This window comes from Rossellomorea marisflavi (assembly GCF_022170785.1).
In the GTDB taxonomy this organism is placed as follows: Bacteria; Bacillota; Bacilli; order Bacillales; family Bacillaceae_B; genus Rossellomorea; species Rossellomorea marisflavi_B.
The window spans coordinates 678,299-693,193 of the sequence record NZ_CP081870.1 but is presented as its reverse complement, the minus strand read 5'-3'; the positions used below and the strand labels follow the sequence as shown (position 1 = coordinate 693,193).

Sequence of the window (14,895 nt, the reverse complement as noted above, 5' to 3'; positions counted from 1 at the left end):
CCTTGGTTTAGCGGACCGCACAGCGGTTTGGTCCGATTTCCATTTCTCGTTGGGTTTCTTCATCGGGGGAGATTTTCCCCATATTGGTTTCACGGATTTCCTGATACGCATTCGGTTGCGGAGGCAGATTCTCGGTCACGAGCTTTCTGAATTCCCCCTCGTCTTCAATGTTGAGACCGTGGTTTTCTTTCAACAGATCTCCGAGGCTGCGTGCAACGGTTCCATCTGCGTTCAGCTCCTCGATCACCATGAAGTGAGCCGGAAGCACAATCAGATCATCCTGCAGTCCACGGTAGCGTGTGTAGAGGCTTTCCCTCAGATCCCCGACCCAGTCTTCGGCCATCCCGGCAAGATCCGGGCGTCCGATGGAGTCGATGAACAGGATATCCCCGGATAGGAGATAGTGACCATCGACGATGAACGAGGTGGAGCCGATCGTGTGACCTGGTGTGTATAGGGCCTGGATATCGATGGTGGACGTTCCGATCGTCACCGAGTTTCCGTCTTCGAGTTTGTTGTAGTCGAAGTTGACCTCCGTTGCGTCCTTGGGTGGCAGCCAGTAAGAACCTCCAGCTCGTTCGGCTAGGAGCCTTCCTCCTGAAATATGGTCTGCATGAAGATGCGTATCGAAGACATGCTTGATCTCCACTCCTTTTTCCCCGGCAAATGCCGTGTAGGCGGAGGTCATGCGCGTGGCATCGATGACCGCAGCTTCACCTCCGGACAGAACCATGTAGGACAGGCAGCCTTTGCCGAGACGGACGAATTGATAAAGCTCTCCTCCGTCTGCAAGGTCACCGACTTTCACCGGTTCGAGATGCTCACTCCATGCCTTCATGCCCCCGCTGAGATACGACACGTCAAGACCTTCTTCTGAGAGCATCTCAGCCACCATGATCGAGGATCCTTCCTTGGCGCAGACGACAAGGATGTCCTGATCCTTCGGAAGCTGGTCCATGATATCTCCCACACCGTCCAGCAGGTCAAAATAAGGGACGTTCAGATAGGTGAAATTCTTCCCTTCCACTTTCCAGTCCTGAAAGGCGTCTTCGTTCCGGACGTCGAGGATGAAAAGTGTTTCCTGATCCATGACTTTCTGTGCGACTTCTTTGCTGCTCATTGCATTGACTGACACGTTGATTCCCTCCTGTTTGGTATCCTTCTTAGACTTCCTGCTATCTTAGTGGTTCGATTCCGTATTTCCCTTCCACTCACTCATGCCCGGTACGATATTGGTGACGTTGGTGAAGCCATTGGCCACAAGTGTTTGGGCGGCCATGTCGCTGCGGTTCCCTGTGCGGCATACCACGTATATGGCTGATTCTTTCTGTAGTTCCTGAAGGCGCGATTCAAGTTCCCCCATCGGGATGGATACGGCACCCTGGATATGATTGAAGGCATACTCTGCCGCTTCACGCACATCAAGGATGGTCATATTTTCTGAGGCATCGATCTTAGCCTGAAGATCCTCGTTGCTCGCAACGGTCTCGTATGAGCGCTCCACTGCATCCTGGTCGGATGATTTTCGCAGATAATGCTTCAGTACATCGCCTTCTTCAATCAGACCAAGATATTGATGCCCTGTACTTTTTGCCCACGCTTCAAGGTCAGCCTTCGATCCTTTGTCCGTAGCCTGGACCTCCAGCACTTCACCGGCGCTCATATCCTTCATGACCTTTTTCGTTTTGACGATCGGCATCGGACACGCGAGGCCCTTTGCATCAAGCAATTGATCGGTTTTCATGATGAATCCTCCTTTTACCTGTATGGGTATAGTACATTTCAAAAAAATTTATTCTGTCTTTCCTTCCCAGGCCATCATACCGCCTGTCATGTTCACCACGCTGTATCCGTGACTATCAAGGAGCTGACATGCGCGGCCGCTTCGTCCGCCTGAGCGGCACACCATGTAGTACTCTTTTGAACGGTCGAGCTCATGCATGCGGAACTCCAATAATCCAAGGGGAATGTGGATCGCTCCCGGGATCTTCCCTTCCTTCACTTCGTCGACTTCCCTGACGTCGATGATATGGACATCTTCGTTCAGTTTCGCTTCAAGTTCTTTCGGTATGATCTCTTTCATGTTGGTTCCCTCCCAGTTTAAATGAATAGATTGACGTTTCCTTCTTCAGCATCTCCGAGATACGCGGCCACACCGGCATATTCGATGTGATCCATCAATTCTTCTTTTTGCAGCCCCAAGAGGTCCATGGTCATCGTGCAGGCGACCAATTTCACATCCTGCTCCTGAGCCATATCGATCAGATCAGGCAGCGGCATGGCATTATGCTTTTTGATGACATGTTGGATCATCTTCTTACCTGCCCCACCGAAATTCATCTTGGATAGTCCCATGCGGTCGGCACCCTTCGGCATCATCTTCCCGAACATCTTCTCAAGGAATCCTTTTTTCACATGGATATCTGAATCCTTCCGAAGGGCGTTCAATCCCCAGAACGTATGGAAGATCGTCACCTCATGGTCGTATGCTGCTGCTCCATTGGCAATGATATAAGCCGCCATGGCTTTATCGTAATCACCGCTGAAAAGCACAATTGTTGTCTTTTTTCTCTCTGACATTCAAATTCCTCCTCTAAAATACTTATGGGGGTATATTTAAAGGCGTAAAAAGACGATGACAGCTCATCTCTTTCGCCGCTGTTTTAACCTTACTAGTTACATCTTATACCCAATAGGGTATGTATGTCAACGAAAAATGTCCAAAGAAAATGGGGGGGCGCATGGGGACGGTTCTCATGCGTCAAAAAAGTGGCGCACCGGAACCGTCCTCACACGCGTCACTTCCTTGCTATTTTCATGCTGAGGGTCGCGGGTTCCGTGAAGGGAGCGAGACCTTCGAGGGCGAGTTTGACTTCTTGCTCGAATGGGATGATGTTGTCGCCGAGGAAGCGTTTCGCTCCGTAGGAAGTGGAGTACAGGTTCCCGAGGATCGACTCGATCGTCCAGTGGATCGTATAGGGTGGGAGGGTGATTTCTTCATAGGTGAAGCGGGAACGCCGGATGATGGTTTCATGACGCTCGACGGGATGGGTGTACGTTGAATCTCCTGCTCTCCGCTCCTGTCCGTACCATTTCCGGATGATTGCGTCCAGCACCTCCTGCCACGGCTCGAGCTTCCGATCAGGTTCATAGTTGTCGATGATGGCGATACCCCCTTCCGCTTCTACACGGTCATACAGGTCCTCCAAAATTGAATCACGGTCCATCCAGTGGAAGGCTTTTGCGATGGTGACCAGTTTGAATCGATGAGGGTTTGTCATCTTATACTCGGCAAAAGTGCCCGCGAACCATTCCACTTGCCCATTCCGGATCATTGAATGGATGCGCTCCGCTTCCTGTATCATCTCAGGCTCTGTATCAATCCCAACGGTCCTCTCCGCCCAGTCGGCGAGTCTCACGGTCATCGTCCCTGGTCCGCAGCCAAGGTCAAGGATGTTCCCTTCCCCGTCAAGTGAAAATTCGTCGACGAGGGTGCGGATCAGCGTCGACGGGTACACCGGGCGGTATGCTGCATAATAGCCCGCTGCTCCCTTAAATAAATTGTTTCCGTATGTCGGCATGCTTTTTCTCCTTTTCATCTTGTGTGTCCATAAAGAATATTTTACCATATACGTAACATACAACGTCAGGAGGAGCATCTTATGCGCAAGTGGGTGGAGCGACTGATCTACCTTGTCTTCACATTTTTTATTTTCCGTGTGCTCTTGTACATCTTTCAATATACATATGATGTTTGGGTTCCATTGACACCAGAGTGGGATGTTATCACCTTTTTTATTGTACTTCCCTTTATGATCATCGCATCCTTCATCATCTCGGCATTCGCGTTCCGCTATGCCTTTGATCGACGTGGTGCATAGGGACGGTTCCTGGGCACCAAAAAATTGACGTATCGGAACCGTCACCATGCGCCGAAAAGCGAAGGACCCGTCTGGTCCTTCGCTTTTTTCTTATTGCTTCTTCATCATGGGGTGCTCGTCGAGACTTTTGAAGGTATATCCCCGCTTTTTCAAGTCCTGAATGGATTTCTCCATGGCATCCGCATTGTCCTGTGATACGGAATGAAGGAGGATGATGGCTCCGGGATGGGCCTGGTTCATCAGGTTGTTGTAGGAGTACTGCCATCCTTTTTGCTGATCGGTCTTCCAGTCGACGAAGGCCACTGACCAGAATACGTGGGTGTACCCTTCCTTCCTGGCGATATCCAGGGTGCGGGCACTGAATACGCCGCGAGGAGGACGGATATACTTCATTTCCTTCTGTCCCGTTAGCTCGGCGGTTTTCTCCATCACTTTTTTCATTTCTTCCCTGATCTTTTCATCGCTCGTTTGAGTGAAGTCAGGGTGGTGCCAGGAGTGGTTTCCGATGATATGGCCTTCTTTGACCATCCGTTTGACGAGGTCTTCTGCGCTGAGGAGATAATGCCCGGTGACGAAGAATGTCGCTGGTACTTTCTCGCGTTTCAGCACGTCGAGGATCTTTTTCGTATGGCCGTTTTCGTAGCCGTTGTCAAAGGTCAGGTACAGGACCTTCTCGTCCGGATTGCCTTTATAGAAGGCACCGTAGTCGGTGAGGAGTTTGTCATACTGTGCCCCTGCCTCGGCAGGCACTTCATTCTTGCTCTTCTGGAAGCCCCAACCGATTGATTGGTTGGAGACGGCTGTTGCACCGGACGGGAACACGAGGGTCAGCATCACGGCAAACATCAATACTTTTATGAAATGGATCATGTGGAATCCCTTCTTTCAGCAATATCTATCCCTATTAGTGTTTGAGAATGAAGGGCCTTTATGAGTACTAAAACTATCCAAAAAGGGAGCCCCTTGAGGCTCCCTTACTCTTCAAAGTATGTGTGGTAATTCGTCGCCATCTCCGTCAGTTTCCCTTTATGATCGTCGATAAAAGTAGAAACCGTTTTTTCATCCCATTGTGCGTCACCCTGGGGGAAGCGTTTGAATTCCTTGGAAAGGGCAGCGGTGAGCTGTTCCCTCGGAATGGCCAATTCCTCATCAGCGACCGTGAATCGGTATTCCTTTGCATTCGGGACGAGGAGGGCGAGGTAGAGGGCATTAAAATATAACTTTTTGCGATCCAGCCTGTTTCCATTGAACCAGAACGTTTGGAAGGCAGATTCAGAAATCGATTTTGCCCTGTCATCATAGGTGACATGGAGATTTTCTCCGGTCAGATCAAGCTCCCCCATCGTTTCACCGCCGGGGAGCAGCCTGATGATGGCCCCTACGTCGGAATTATCCCCCACGTAGGTTCCACTGTATGCTTTTAGCTCCTTCAGATTGGTATGCTCGATCGTCGTGATCTTCTCTTCCGGCTTCACCTGTGAACAGGCGCCCAGGAGAAGGACCGCGATGAAAACGATGAGAGTAATCTTGCTTTTCATGATCATGACCCCTTTGGTGCGGTTTATTTAAATACCGGCTCCTTGAATTTCGCCAGTTTTTCCAGTGAGGATTTGTCGACTTCTTCGTGCAGGCTGTTTCCATGGGAGTCCATGGTCACAACGGCCGTGAAGCCTTCGACATTCAGATGCCACATCGCTTCTGGGATTCCGAACTGCATGAGGTCCACTCCATCCACGCCTTTGATACAGTCAGCATAATACTGTGCTGCACCGCCGATGGCATTCAGATAGACACCGCCGTGATCTTTAAGGGCCGCAAGCGTTTTTGGCCCCATGCCGCCTTTTCCGATGACGGCGCGGATGCCGAACCGCTTCATGATATCCCCTTGGTACGGCTCTTCGCGGATCGAAGTCGTCGGCCCCGCTGCCTTCACGTGCCAGTTGCCTTCTTCATCCTTCAGCATGACCGGTCCGCAGTGATAGATGATCTGTCCATTGAGATCAACCGGTGCATCGTTGTCGCTTAAATGCTTGTGGATCGCATCGCGGCCCGTGTACATGCGCCCGTTGATCTGCACGACATCCCCGACCTTCAATCCACGGATCTTTTCTTCTGTGATCGGCGCTTCGAGTACGACGACACTCTGTCCGTCTTCCTTCGCTGCGGCGGTTTCAAGCTCCGCTTCCGTGCCCTGCGTCAGGTCCAGTTTTTCACCTTCCTGATAGAACCACTCGTCAATGCTTCCAGTCTGAGGATCGAGCCTCACGCCGAGACGGCGGAATGCCCAGCAGTTATAGGCTACTGAAACGAAGAAGCTTGCAGGGATCCGGTTCATGACGCCCGCTTTGCATCCAAGCAAGGTCGTTTCACCGCCGAAGCCCATCGTTCCGATCCCTAGTTCGTTTGCGTGCTCCATCACATAGTCTTCCAATTTGCGCAGATCTTCATTCGGATTCACATCATCCACAGCGCGGAAAAGCTGTTCTTTGGCAAGATCGTATCCAGACGAACGGTCTCCTCCGATACCGACACCGATGAACCCGGCGCTGCAGCCTTGTCCCTGAGCCTGGTACACGGAGTGCATCACGCATTTACGGATGCCGTCAAGATCACGTCCTGCACGGCCGAGTCCGTCCAATTCACATGGCAGGCTGTACTGGATGTTCTTATTCTCACAGCCACCGCCCTTCAGGATGAGGCGCGCATCGATATAATCCTTTTCCCACTGATCGAATTTGATGACAGGCGTTCCTAGACCAAGATTATCCCCGCTGTTATCGCCTGTAAGGGAGTCCACTGAATTAGGACGGAGCTTCCCATCTTTCGTCGCCTGCACCATGGCGGCATAGATGGCTTCTTTGATTTCCAGTTGATTGACCCCGACAGGCGTCTTGATCTTGAATGTCGGCAGACCGGTATCCTGACAGATCGGAGATATATTGTCATCAGCCATCTTCACGTTATTGGAAATCGTATCAAGACTCATCGCTGCCCGCGTGCCCGCATTTTCACGCTCTTTGGCAGAGGCGATTGCCCTCCGTACATCCTTTGGCAGGTTCGTTGAAGTCTCTACGATCAAATCATACATGCTTTGTTGCAGTGTCTCTTTATTCATCGTGTTCCCTTCCCCCTCATGATACAGAATTTTCACCATTATTATACTCCTATAAGGAAGTGATTGAAAGGGATTTCACAAAGGAACTCGGGGACCGGGAAAAAGATCCCCTTCCACCCGATAACGGATGAACGCGGATCTTTTTCAGTAGTGATCAATAGTAATATGGGCCATATCCGTAATACGGTGGTGGATACCCGTAGCCATAACCATATCCATAACCCGGAGCTAATAAGGATGCACCGAGCAATCCTCCTGCCAGGCCTCCAATGAACGGTCCACCCCAGAATGGGCGTCCGAATCCAAATCCTGGACGACCAAAGCCGAATCCCGGTCTTCCAAACCCACCGCCGAAACCTGGCCGATAGCGCTCATCAAATCCGTGTTGTATATAGGTTGGTTGTTGTTCGTATTGCATAGAAGCATTCCTCCTCTGTTTCTCACAGTGGCATCTTATGCTTCACGATTGAAATGTGTTTGGGCGCTTATCACCCTTTTCATGATGAAGGCCCATGCCGGCTATCGTACTCCAGAATGAAACCGGTCATTATTGGTCATAAAGAGTAATGACCAGAGGAGGAAAAAAGATGGAAGGCATATTGATTACATTGTTAAGGACCGTCATCAGTTTCATGATTCTTGCTGTTGTGACATTTATCATCGGCAAGCACATCAATTCTCATAAAAATCACTATAGTTTTGCCCTTTCTGTTACCATCGGTGCCTCAATCGCCAATATGGGCTTCGATACGAACCTTCGCTTTATTGAGATGTTCATTTCATTTTGGGCTCTGATCGGTCTTTATTATATGTTGATGGTGCTTTCTTCGAACAGCAGAAAGCTGAGGAGATGGATATCAGGACGGCCGACGGTGTTCATCGAGAACGGAAAAATCCTGGATCACAATATGCAGAAAACCAAGTTCTCCCTGGATGACCTGAACCAGCTCCTACGGGAAAAGGAGGTTTTCGATATCACACAGGTGGAATATGCCGTTCTTGAAGTGAGCGGTCAACTGTCCATCCTCAAAAAGGAAGCCTTCCAGCCGACAACGAAGAGCGACCTCTCCCTATCCTCCACCCCGAGTGCCCTTCCTGTCGAGGTTATCATGGAGGGCGAAATCATTCTGAAGGATACGGACCCCACGTATACGAAAGATTGGATCCTGCAGCAGTGCAGGAACCGCGGTCTTGAGGTAAGAGACGTCTATTTCGCTGTAATCAACAGCAAGGGGAACCTGTTTATCGACGCATACGATGATCACATTGTCAGTCCCACCGATATTGAATAATCCTCCCCCGATTCGTCCACAATGCCTATAAGAGGTGAACCAAATGAACTCAACCATCGAAAATACGGTGCGATCAACTCACGAAGCAGAATACAGCCAGTGGCTCCATCACGATCTTTTCAGTGCCCATTGGTGGGCGATCCTCATCATCAGCCTGCTATTTCTAGCGGTTTTTTCCATTCTGATTGACAGGCAGCGATTCCTGTTCATCCTGCTGGTCTTCTTCATCAGTTTCTTCGTGATCGGGAGTTTGGATGAGATCGGCAAATTCTTTGGATTGTGGGCCTATCCCCATCAGCTCCTCGTCTTCACCCATCGATTCAATACTGTCGATTTCGCGATCCTACCTGTCATGGTGACGCTTATTTACCAATACTTCAGCAAATGGACCTATTACCTGTACGCCCATACGATCCACTCGGCCATCGTTGCCTTCATCGGCATTCCGCTCTTCATCAAGTTTCACCTGTACCACATGATCCACTGGAATATGTTTTATGGGTTCCTGACGTTATACGCAGCCGGTCTCCTCATCAAATATGTGTGCGATGCGATCAGGAAGAAACAGAAGAAGTCCGGGATGGACCTGTAAGGATTTTTTCGAAATAGAACCGGCTTTCGTTCTCCCCGGTGATGATAAACCCGCTCCTCTTATAAAATCCGACTGCATCCTCCCATGCCCGGTTCGTCTCAAGGACCAGTTTGACCGCCTTGAGGCTTTTTGCCGTGTCTTCGAGATGACGCAGCATGGTGCGTCCCAATCCCTTACTACGCATATCGGCACGGACCGACATACGGACGATTTCGTACGTTGAAGCCCCATGCTTTTTCACCGCTCCTGTGCATACGATTCCCTTTTCATCCGTACCAACAAAGAAATGGTTTTCCACTCCATCGTAGTGTCTCGTAATGTCCTTTATATCGGGATTCAAGGTATCATCGATCCATCCGAACCGTTCCCTGAAGCCTTCTAATACTAGCGTCTTTGCTTCTTCACATTCTGCCGGTGTAATACGGGAAATGTCCATGGCGGTACCTCCAGGGTTTTATGAATATTTTACCATGCATGGCATATAAAAAAAGAGCCCTCACCAGGACTCTCACTCACTTTTCTTGAATTGCTCGACCTTCGTTTCGATATCATCGATCATTTCGATGAGACGGTCGATATCGTCTATGTCAGCCTGCTCGGGATCGATGGAGTCCAGGACGTCCACGAAAAGGTTCAGGCGCTGTTTCAGATACGTTACTTGTGATTCATTGTCTTGAATGGCTTTTCCCAAAGGTATTCTCTCCTTTCAGTACCTTCCTATGGTAACGAATATCTTTCGGATTGACAAGGGCCGAACGTTTCTCAATAATGAATGAGTACCCATTTATTAAAGGAGCTTTTAATCATGAAGACAGAAACCGCTTCAAAGGGCATGACGATTGATCATGATCCTTGGGAAGCCTACCTTGACGTCGATGAACACGGGGATATGACCCTGTCAAACATTGAATTCACGACGACGACCCTCTGCAATATGAGATGCGCACACTGCGCCGTCGGTTATACCCTTTCGCCAAAAGACCCGAGCGCCCTTCCAATCGAGATGATCCTGGGAAGACTCGACGAAATCAAGACACTCCGTTCCCTTAGTATTACCGGCGGGGAGCCGATGATGTCCAAGAAATCCGTGGAGAATTATGTTCTGCCACTCTTGAAATACGCCCACGAGCGAGGCGTGAAGACGCAAATCAACTCGAACCTTACCCTCGACCTGGATCGATACTTGATGATCGCCCCGTATCTAGATGTGCTCCATATTTCCCACAACTGGGGAACGACTGATGAATTCATCGATGTCGGGTTTGCCAATATGGAACGGAAACCTACCAGAGAGCAGCGCCAAAAGCTGTTCGACCGTATGATCGAGAACAGCCGCGCCCTTTCAGAACGTGGAGTTCTCGTCTCTGCGGAAACGATGCTTAACAAAAGCACCCTGCCGTATCTTGAGAAAATCCACCGTCAAGTAGTGGATGAAATGAAGTGCGGGAGGCACGAGATTCATCCTATGTACCCATCAGACTATGCCTCCAGCCTTGAATCATTGACCCTGAAAGAAACCGCCGATGCCATCCGCGATATCCTCTCATTCCGTGACGAGAATGTATGGATGCTCTTCGGGACACTGCCGTTTTATCCGTGCAGTTCTTCAGATGAAGACCTTGAACTTCTCCAGACACTGTACAAAAGCAAAAATGTGAGCGTGCGTAATGATCCGGACGGCCGTTCACGCCTGAATGTGAATATTTTCACTGGTGATGTGATCGTCACCGACTTCGGTGATACGCCACCTCTTGGGAATATCAAGACCGATACCCTTCCCGAGGTTTACGACCGCTGGAAAGGGCAGCCGCTTGCTAAAGAGCTGAACTGCCATTGTCCTGCAGCACGCTGCCTGGGACCGAATGTTCTTGTGAAATCTATGTACTACAAAGACGTGGACTTCTCGACGAGGGAAGCAAGAATCACACGTTAATGAGAAAGGGGCTTCTGGCTCCTTTCTCTTTTTTTCATCTGATGGACAGTGCAAAAATGAACTGCTCTCCGATTTTCCCTACCTTCCTCCGCCCCGTATCATGGTAGCCTGTCTGCCTGTATAAAGTTTGAGCCGGGATATTTTTATGATTCACGGCCAACACGATTTCATTGCAGGATTCAAACTCCAGTCTGACCCATTCCTTCACGATCTGCATGGCTTTTTTTGCATATCCTTTACCCTGCTGTCTGTGATCGATCGACAGCGCGGTCAGGAGCATGGCATGTGGATTGTCCGTGTACTCCTTCACCCTGTCTGTGGAATGCAGCAGAAAGAATCCCACCGGCGTTCCTTCCGCAAGAATCACCACCCGATACTGCCCTTCCGCTTCTTCCCACACCTGTTCAGGCAGAGCGGTAAACTTCGCCTGCTCAGGCGGCAATTGAAATCCTTTCAAATACTCGGCGTGCTTTTCCTCAAATAAACTCAGCGCTACTTCCTCTATCTGTGTCATATCCATCCCTCCTCCTCTTCATCGTACCAAACCTGCCTACCATGTGCACAAGCACCAAATCACGCCCCGCCCATATCCTATATCATCATGAAAAGAAGGTGATGCGTATGACGAAATATATGGATTATACTGCTGACTCCGCTCAGTTCAGCTTCGATCTGAACAAAAGCCCGCTTTTCAAACTCAATAGCCAAAACCTGATCAATGTACTGGGAGTTCAGCACCTGAACACCCTTGAAAACTCGTCCCTACTTGATATCTTTCTCAGCAAGGGCTTCTATGTGGAGCCCCACTATCATCAGAATGCATCCGAGCTTGTGTACTGCATATCCGGTGAAGCCAGGGTCACCATCCTGAATCCGTTCACCCGGCAGTTGATCAATGAGGTCATCACCCCGGGTATGGTAGCCAATGTCCCTCAAGGCTGGTGGCATTATGAGGAGGCTCTTACGGACGACACGCATCTTCTGGCCATCTTTGATGCCCCGACCCCTGAAGTCATCCTTGGCTCCGATATCCTCGCCCTTACTCCTGCGAATGTGATGGCGGAAACATATTGTATCGACGAGAAGATGTGGAAAGATGTCACGGCTCCGATCCATCCGGGTACATACATCGGCCCGGCCTGCAAGGCGGAAAGACCGGTGTCCCCGTCCTATTACCAGCCTGCCCCGATCCGCTACGTGTAAAAAAAACAAAAAGCACTGCGGAATCGGATTCCGTAGTGCTTTCATTGTCGTCGATCCCTTGGAACAAGTTCTTCCAGTTGTGGATCGATCTGATGATAGTCTTTGCTTTTAACGTGCGCTGCATAGTTCCTCGCCTTGCGTGCTTCATACCAGAAACGGGCGCTGACGATCACAACGAGTGCCAGGCTGAAGATCATGAGATACATCGGGCTCACCTCCATCATTTCAGAATATTCTAATTATTGTATCATACTGGACAAAAGAAAAAAAGGGGGAATCTCTTTAATACCCGATTCCCCCTTCCTATAAACTTATCTTGGTGTTTCAGTAGCCATGAAGCCGAAATGGACATGATCCTGAATCGGAATCCAAGCCCCGACTCCCTGTGAGGTTACATTTTTGACGATTATAGAACGCTTCGTACCTTTCATGACAAGATAAACTTCCCCATAAGTGACCTTTCCTTTTTCATTGATGGCCGGGGCATACGCATATAGATACCCCATGCGCCTCGGGGAGATGTTATACACCTGATCTTTCTTCGTACCTGCTCCGACAATCGTCTGGAAAGCAAGAGGCAGATTGGATTTTTCCGTTGCTTTGATAAGCATCATCTTCTGGACGTCTTCCGCATGGGGAACCTTTGCAGTCAAACCACCCTTGACGGCTTTCTGGGACTCCTGAACATAATGGATCTGATGATTCGCCGTTCCCCCGCGATTATCGAAATAGTTCGTATTGATCTTCTGGAACTCCCAGTTCGGCGATGTTTCAGTTGAAGAATAGTTAAGTGGCCATTCCCCAAGATAAATCGTTGCGCGGAGACCGATCGTCGGCGCCGAGTTGACCGTCGACTCATTCAGGATCTTGATGAGGTTCGGATTCTCGATATCCACATTGGATGTCTCAATCAGCTTCTGTGCCCACTCACTCGGCTGAAGATAGGGCTGATCCTGAGTGGAATTGGGATACGTATTCTCTTTCGTGATGGTCAGGACGGAATTGGGCACCTTGACCTCGGAGCGGGAAGGCGCTGCCGGGGCCGGCTGCTTCTTCGGCTCCTTTTCTGCATGAAGGACGGCCGTCCCGGTTATGAAGAAAAGAAGGATGATGGTAATGATGCGAATGGCTTTCATATAGTGGTGACTCCTTTCAACTCTCTGTTTGCCATTAGCTTTTCCTCCCCTTGGCACCTTATCCACCTTCCCATCTTGAAAGAATCTGGAAACAACAAAACCGGCCGTGAACGCCACGACCGGTCTTCCCTATAGCAGATAAAACCCGATGCCCATGATGACATAGGCTGCCAGGAGCGTCGCCCCCTCGAACCAGTTCGTCTCCCCGTCATTGGAGATGACGATGGTCACAAGGACCGCCGACACCATGGCCACGAGCTCTGGTATCGTGAATACAAGAGGCATGTTCGTCTGGAAGAACAGTGAAACCAGCACCAGGACCGGTGCCACGAACATCGCCACCTGTAGCGTGGAACCGACGGCGATCTCAACCGCCACATCCATCTTGTTCTTGAACGCCATGATGATAGCGGATGCATGCTCGGCGGCATTCCCTACAATGGCCACGATGATGACCCCGATGAACAGCTCACTCCAACCGAAGGTACGTCCCACTTCCTCGAAAGTATGAACGAGGCGCTCCGACACATACGCGACTGCCACCGTGGATAAGAGAAGGATCAGGATCGCCTTCCCCTTGGTCCACTCCGCCTCTTCCTCCTCATGAGCCTTGGCACTTTCATTCTGCTGATACACACCGCGATGGGTCACCAGCTTGAAGAACAGGGCACACAGATAAAGGGCGATGAGGATGATGGAGATCCCGATGCTGAGCGTCATGGTCTTGGACTCGTTCATCTCCATGGAGAAGATCTCTGGAATCACAAACGCCACGATCACGGCAAACATCAAAAGCCCTGAATTATGCCGGGCATCAAACACATTGAACTTCTGACGCTTATACTTCACGCCCCCGATAAAGAACGATAGCCCTGCGACAAGAAGCAGGTTCCCAAGCACCGACCCCGTCAAAGACGCCAGCACCACCCCGATCAAACCTGCTTTCAAGGCAAAGATCGAAATGATCAATTCTACGGCATTCCCGAAGGTCGCGTTCAATAGCCCACCGATCCGTGGACCGGACACCACGGCCAAACTCTCTGTCGCCCTTCCCATGAATGCAGCCAGGGAAATGATCGTCAAACAATAGATCACAAACATCAGAACACTCGACCAGTGCAACAGCGACCCCGCCACCGAAACGGGAACCCCGATAAACACCAGGCCCGCAAATACCTTATTCATACCTGTTTCCTTCTTTCCGAATAAAAATATGATTTCACTTGATTCTATTAAAGATTATCTTGTTCAAACAACGGCTAATTATCCCACTCCCCTTCCTTACAAGCAATGCCCTTTGTGAAGGTTTTATTCCCTACTGGTATGAAAATCAATCCTCTTGTGTCCACGCGCTCATGAAATTAAACTGGGCATGTGGTCGTTTGGTTGAAATGGAGATAGAAAAAATACGTGGACCGTTCCTTTCCGCTACAGGCGCTTGCTTTCCGCAGGGAGGAAGTCGAGCCTCCTCAGCTGCGCTTCCGGGGTCTCGAGCTTTCCTCTATTCCTGTCGGAGTCGAGCCCCTTTCGCTTCAATGCACTGTTTGCTTTCACAAGAGTGAACGTTGGTCGGTCATTGCGTGCATCCTAACTAACAATAAAGCACAAATCTCTTTTGAATATGATTTTCTAAAGTGTATACGATGTGTGTTGATTCAGGAGGAAATCCCCTGGTATTGAGATGGAGAAAACACGTAGACCGTTTCTTTTCGCTGCACTCTTTGGTATTCACAAGCGTGAGTG

Annotated in this window: 21 protein-coding genes; 5 read left to right on the top strand and 16 right to left on the bottom strand. The window is 49.9% G+C overall.

The window, feature by feature from the left end; all coding sequences use genetic code 11:
- Nucleotides 1-7: 7 nt before the first annotated feature.
- The 5 genes from K6T23_RS03545 to K6T23_RS03525 all read right to left on the bottom strand — a co-directional run bounded on the left by K6T23_RS03545 (nucleotide 8) and on the right by K6T23_RS03525 (nucleotide 3,581).
- A complete protein-coding gene (locus tag K6T23_RS03545) occupies nucleotides 8-1,135 on the bottom strand; it encodes an MBL fold metallo-hydrolase (protein ID WP_238283589.1) in 1,128 nt (375 codons plus the stop codon).
- 45 nt (nucleotides 1,136-1,180) lie between these two features.
- Complete coding sequence (locus K6T23_RS03540) at nucleotides 1,181-1,744, bottom strand: sulfurtransferase TusA family protein (protein ID WP_238283588.1); 564 nt, start codon at nucleotides 1,742-1,744, stop codon at nucleotides 1,181-1,183.
- A gap of 48 nt (nucleotides 1,745-1,792) precedes the next feature.
- A complete protein-coding gene (locus K6T23_RS03535; protein ID WP_238283587.1) occupies nucleotides 1,793-2,083 on the bottom strand; it encodes a rhodanese-like domain-containing protein in 291 nt (96 codons plus the stop codon).
- A 17-nt stretch (nucleotides 2,084-2,100) separates the two neighbouring features.
- Nucleotides 2,101-2,580, bottom strand: coding sequence for a DsrE/DsrF/DrsH-like family protein (locus K6T23_RS03530; protein WP_063191479.1), 480 nt, complete (start codon nucleotides 2,578-2,580; stop codon nucleotides 2,101-2,103).
- 218 nt (nucleotides 2,581-2,798) lie between these two features.
- Complete coding sequence (locus K6T23_RS03525; protein WP_048012276.1) at nucleotides 2,799-3,581, bottom strand: class I SAM-dependent methyltransferase; 783 nt, start codon at nucleotides 3,579-3,581, stop codon at nucleotides 2,799-2,801.
- 81 nt (nucleotides 3,582-3,662) lie between these two features.
- Between K6T23_RS03525 and K6T23_RS03520 the strand changes: the two genes are divergently transcribed.
- Nucleotides 3,663-3,881, top strand: coding sequence for a hypothetical protein (locus K6T23_RS03520; RefSeq protein ID WP_048006887.1), 219 nt, complete (start codon nucleotides 3,663-3,665; stop codon nucleotides 3,879-3,881).
- Nucleotides 3,882-3,971: 90 nt separating this feature from the next.
- Here K6T23_RS03520 and pdaA read toward each other — a convergent pair whose 3' ends face one another.
- From pdaA to K6T23_RS03500, 4 genes are all read right to left on the bottom strand, one after another.
- A complete protein-coding gene (gene pdaA / locus K6T23_RS03515; RefSeq protein WP_420493491.1) occupies nucleotides 3,972-4,751 on the bottom strand; it encodes a delta-lactam-biosynthetic de-N-acetylase in 780 nt (259 codons plus the stop codon).
- 104 nt (nucleotides 4,752-4,855) lie between these two features.
- On the bottom strand, nucleotides 4,856-5,419 hold the full coding sequence (locus K6T23_RS03510; protein WP_048012274.1) for a DUF4825 domain-containing protein: 564 nt from the start codon (nucleotides 5,417-5,419) through the stop codon (nucleotides 4,856-4,858).
- A gap of 23 nt (nucleotides 5,420-5,442) precedes the next feature.
- Nucleotides 5,443-6,996, bottom strand: a complete 1,554-nt coding sequence (locus tag K6T23_RS03505; RefSeq protein WP_048012399.1) for a fumarate hydratase — start codon at nucleotides 6,994-6,996, stop codon at nucleotides 5,443-5,445.
- Nucleotides 6,997-7,150: 154 nt separating this feature from the next.
- A complete protein-coding gene (locus tag K6T23_RS03500) occupies nucleotides 7,151-7,414 on the bottom strand; it encodes a hypothetical protein (protein ID WP_056533171.1) in 264 nt (87 codons plus the stop codon).
- A gap of 169 nt (nucleotides 7,415-7,583) precedes the next feature.
- Between K6T23_RS03500 and K6T23_RS03495 the strand changes: the two genes are divergently transcribed.
- Nucleotides 7,584-8,288, top strand: a complete 705-nt coding sequence (locus tag K6T23_RS03495) for a DUF421 domain-containing protein (protein WP_056533168.1) — start codon at nucleotides 7,584-7,586, stop codon at nucleotides 8,286-8,288.
- Nucleotides 8,289-8,331: 43 nt separating this feature from the next.
- Complete coding sequence (locus K6T23_RS03490; protein ID WP_056533166.1) at nucleotides 8,332-8,880, top strand: hypothetical protein; 549 nt, start codon at nucleotides 8,332-8,334, stop codon at nucleotides 8,878-8,880.
- On the opposite strand, the gene K6T23_RS03485 is transcribed toward K6T23_RS03490, so the two are convergent.
- Nucleotides 8,843-9,316 (bottom strand): GNAT family N-acetyltransferase, encoded by a 474-nt coding sequence (locus tag K6T23_RS03485; RefSeq protein WP_148984818.1) that lies wholly within the window; start codon nucleotides 9,314-9,316, stop codon nucleotides 8,843-8,845. The two genes, K6T23_RS03490 and K6T23_RS03485, sit on opposite strands and share 38 nt — an antisense overlap.
- Before the next feature lie 72 nt (nucleotides 9,317-9,388).
- Nucleotides 9,389-9,571: an SE1561 family protein gene (locus tag K6T23_RS03480; RefSeq protein WP_056533160.1), complete on the bottom strand. Its 183-nt coding sequence runs from the start codon at nucleotides 9,569-9,571 to the stop codon at nucleotides 9,389-9,391.
- A gap of 114 nt (nucleotides 9,572-9,685) precedes the next feature.
- Here K6T23_RS03480 and yfkAB point away from each other — a divergent pair, with 114 nt between their 5' ends.
- Nucleotides 9,686-10,813: a radical SAM/CxCxxxxC motif protein YfkAB gene (yfkAB, locus tag K6T23_RS03475; RefSeq protein WP_056533158.1), complete on the top strand. Its 1,128-nt coding sequence runs from the start codon at nucleotides 9,686-9,688 to the stop codon at nucleotides 10,811-10,813.
- A gap of 34 nt (nucleotides 10,814-10,847) precedes the next feature.
- On the opposite strand, the gene K6T23_RS03470 is transcribed toward yfkAB, so the two are convergent.
- Nucleotides 10,848-11,327 carry a GNAT family N-acetyltransferase gene (locus K6T23_RS03470; protein ID WP_238283586.1) on the bottom strand — a complete coding sequence of 160 codons (480 nt, stop codon included), beginning with the start codon at nucleotides 11,325-11,327 and terminating at the stop codon, nucleotides 10,848-10,850.
- Nucleotides 11,328-11,434: 107 nt separating this feature from the next.
- Here K6T23_RS03470 and K6T23_RS03465 point away from each other — a divergent pair, with 107 nt between their 5' ends.
- The gene (locus K6T23_RS03465; protein ID WP_056533152.1) at nucleotides 11,435-12,016 is read left to right on the top strand and encodes a cupin domain-containing protein; all 582 of its coding nucleotides are present in this window, start codon (nucleotides 11,435-11,437) and stop codon (nucleotides 12,014-12,016) included.
- A 41-nt stretch (nucleotides 12,017-12,057) separates the two neighbouring features.
- Here the strand turns inward: K6T23_RS03465 and K6T23_RS03460 are convergent, their stop codons facing one another.
- The 4 genes from K6T23_RS03460 to K6T23_RS22145 all read right to left on the bottom strand — a co-directional run bounded on the left by K6T23_RS03460 (nucleotide 12,058) and on the right by K6T23_RS22145 (nucleotide 14,706).
- Nucleotides 12,058-12,222 (bottom strand): hypothetical protein, encoded by a 165-nt coding sequence (locus K6T23_RS03460; protein ID WP_156450570.1) that lies wholly within the window; start codon nucleotides 12,220-12,222, stop codon nucleotides 12,058-12,060.
- 105 nt (nucleotides 12,223-12,327) lie between these two features.
- A complete protein-coding gene (locus tag K6T23_RS03455; protein WP_056534652.1) occupies nucleotides 12,328-13,152 on the bottom strand; it encodes a YfkD famly protein in 825 nt (274 codons plus the stop codon).
- Nucleotides 13,153-13,281: 129 nt separating this feature from the next.
- On the bottom strand, nucleotides 13,282-14,337 hold the full coding sequence (cax, locus tag K6T23_RS03450) for a calcium/proton exchanger (RefSeq protein WP_056533149.1): 1,056 nt from the start codon (nucleotides 14,335-14,337) through the stop codon (nucleotides 13,282-13,284).
- Nucleotides 14,338-14,580: 243 nt separating this feature from the next.
- A complete protein-coding gene (locus K6T23_RS22145; protein WP_258523311.1) occupies nucleotides 14,581-14,706 on the bottom strand; it encodes a hypothetical protein in 126 nt (41 codons plus the stop codon).
- Nucleotides 14,707-14,895: the final 189 nt, after the last annotated feature.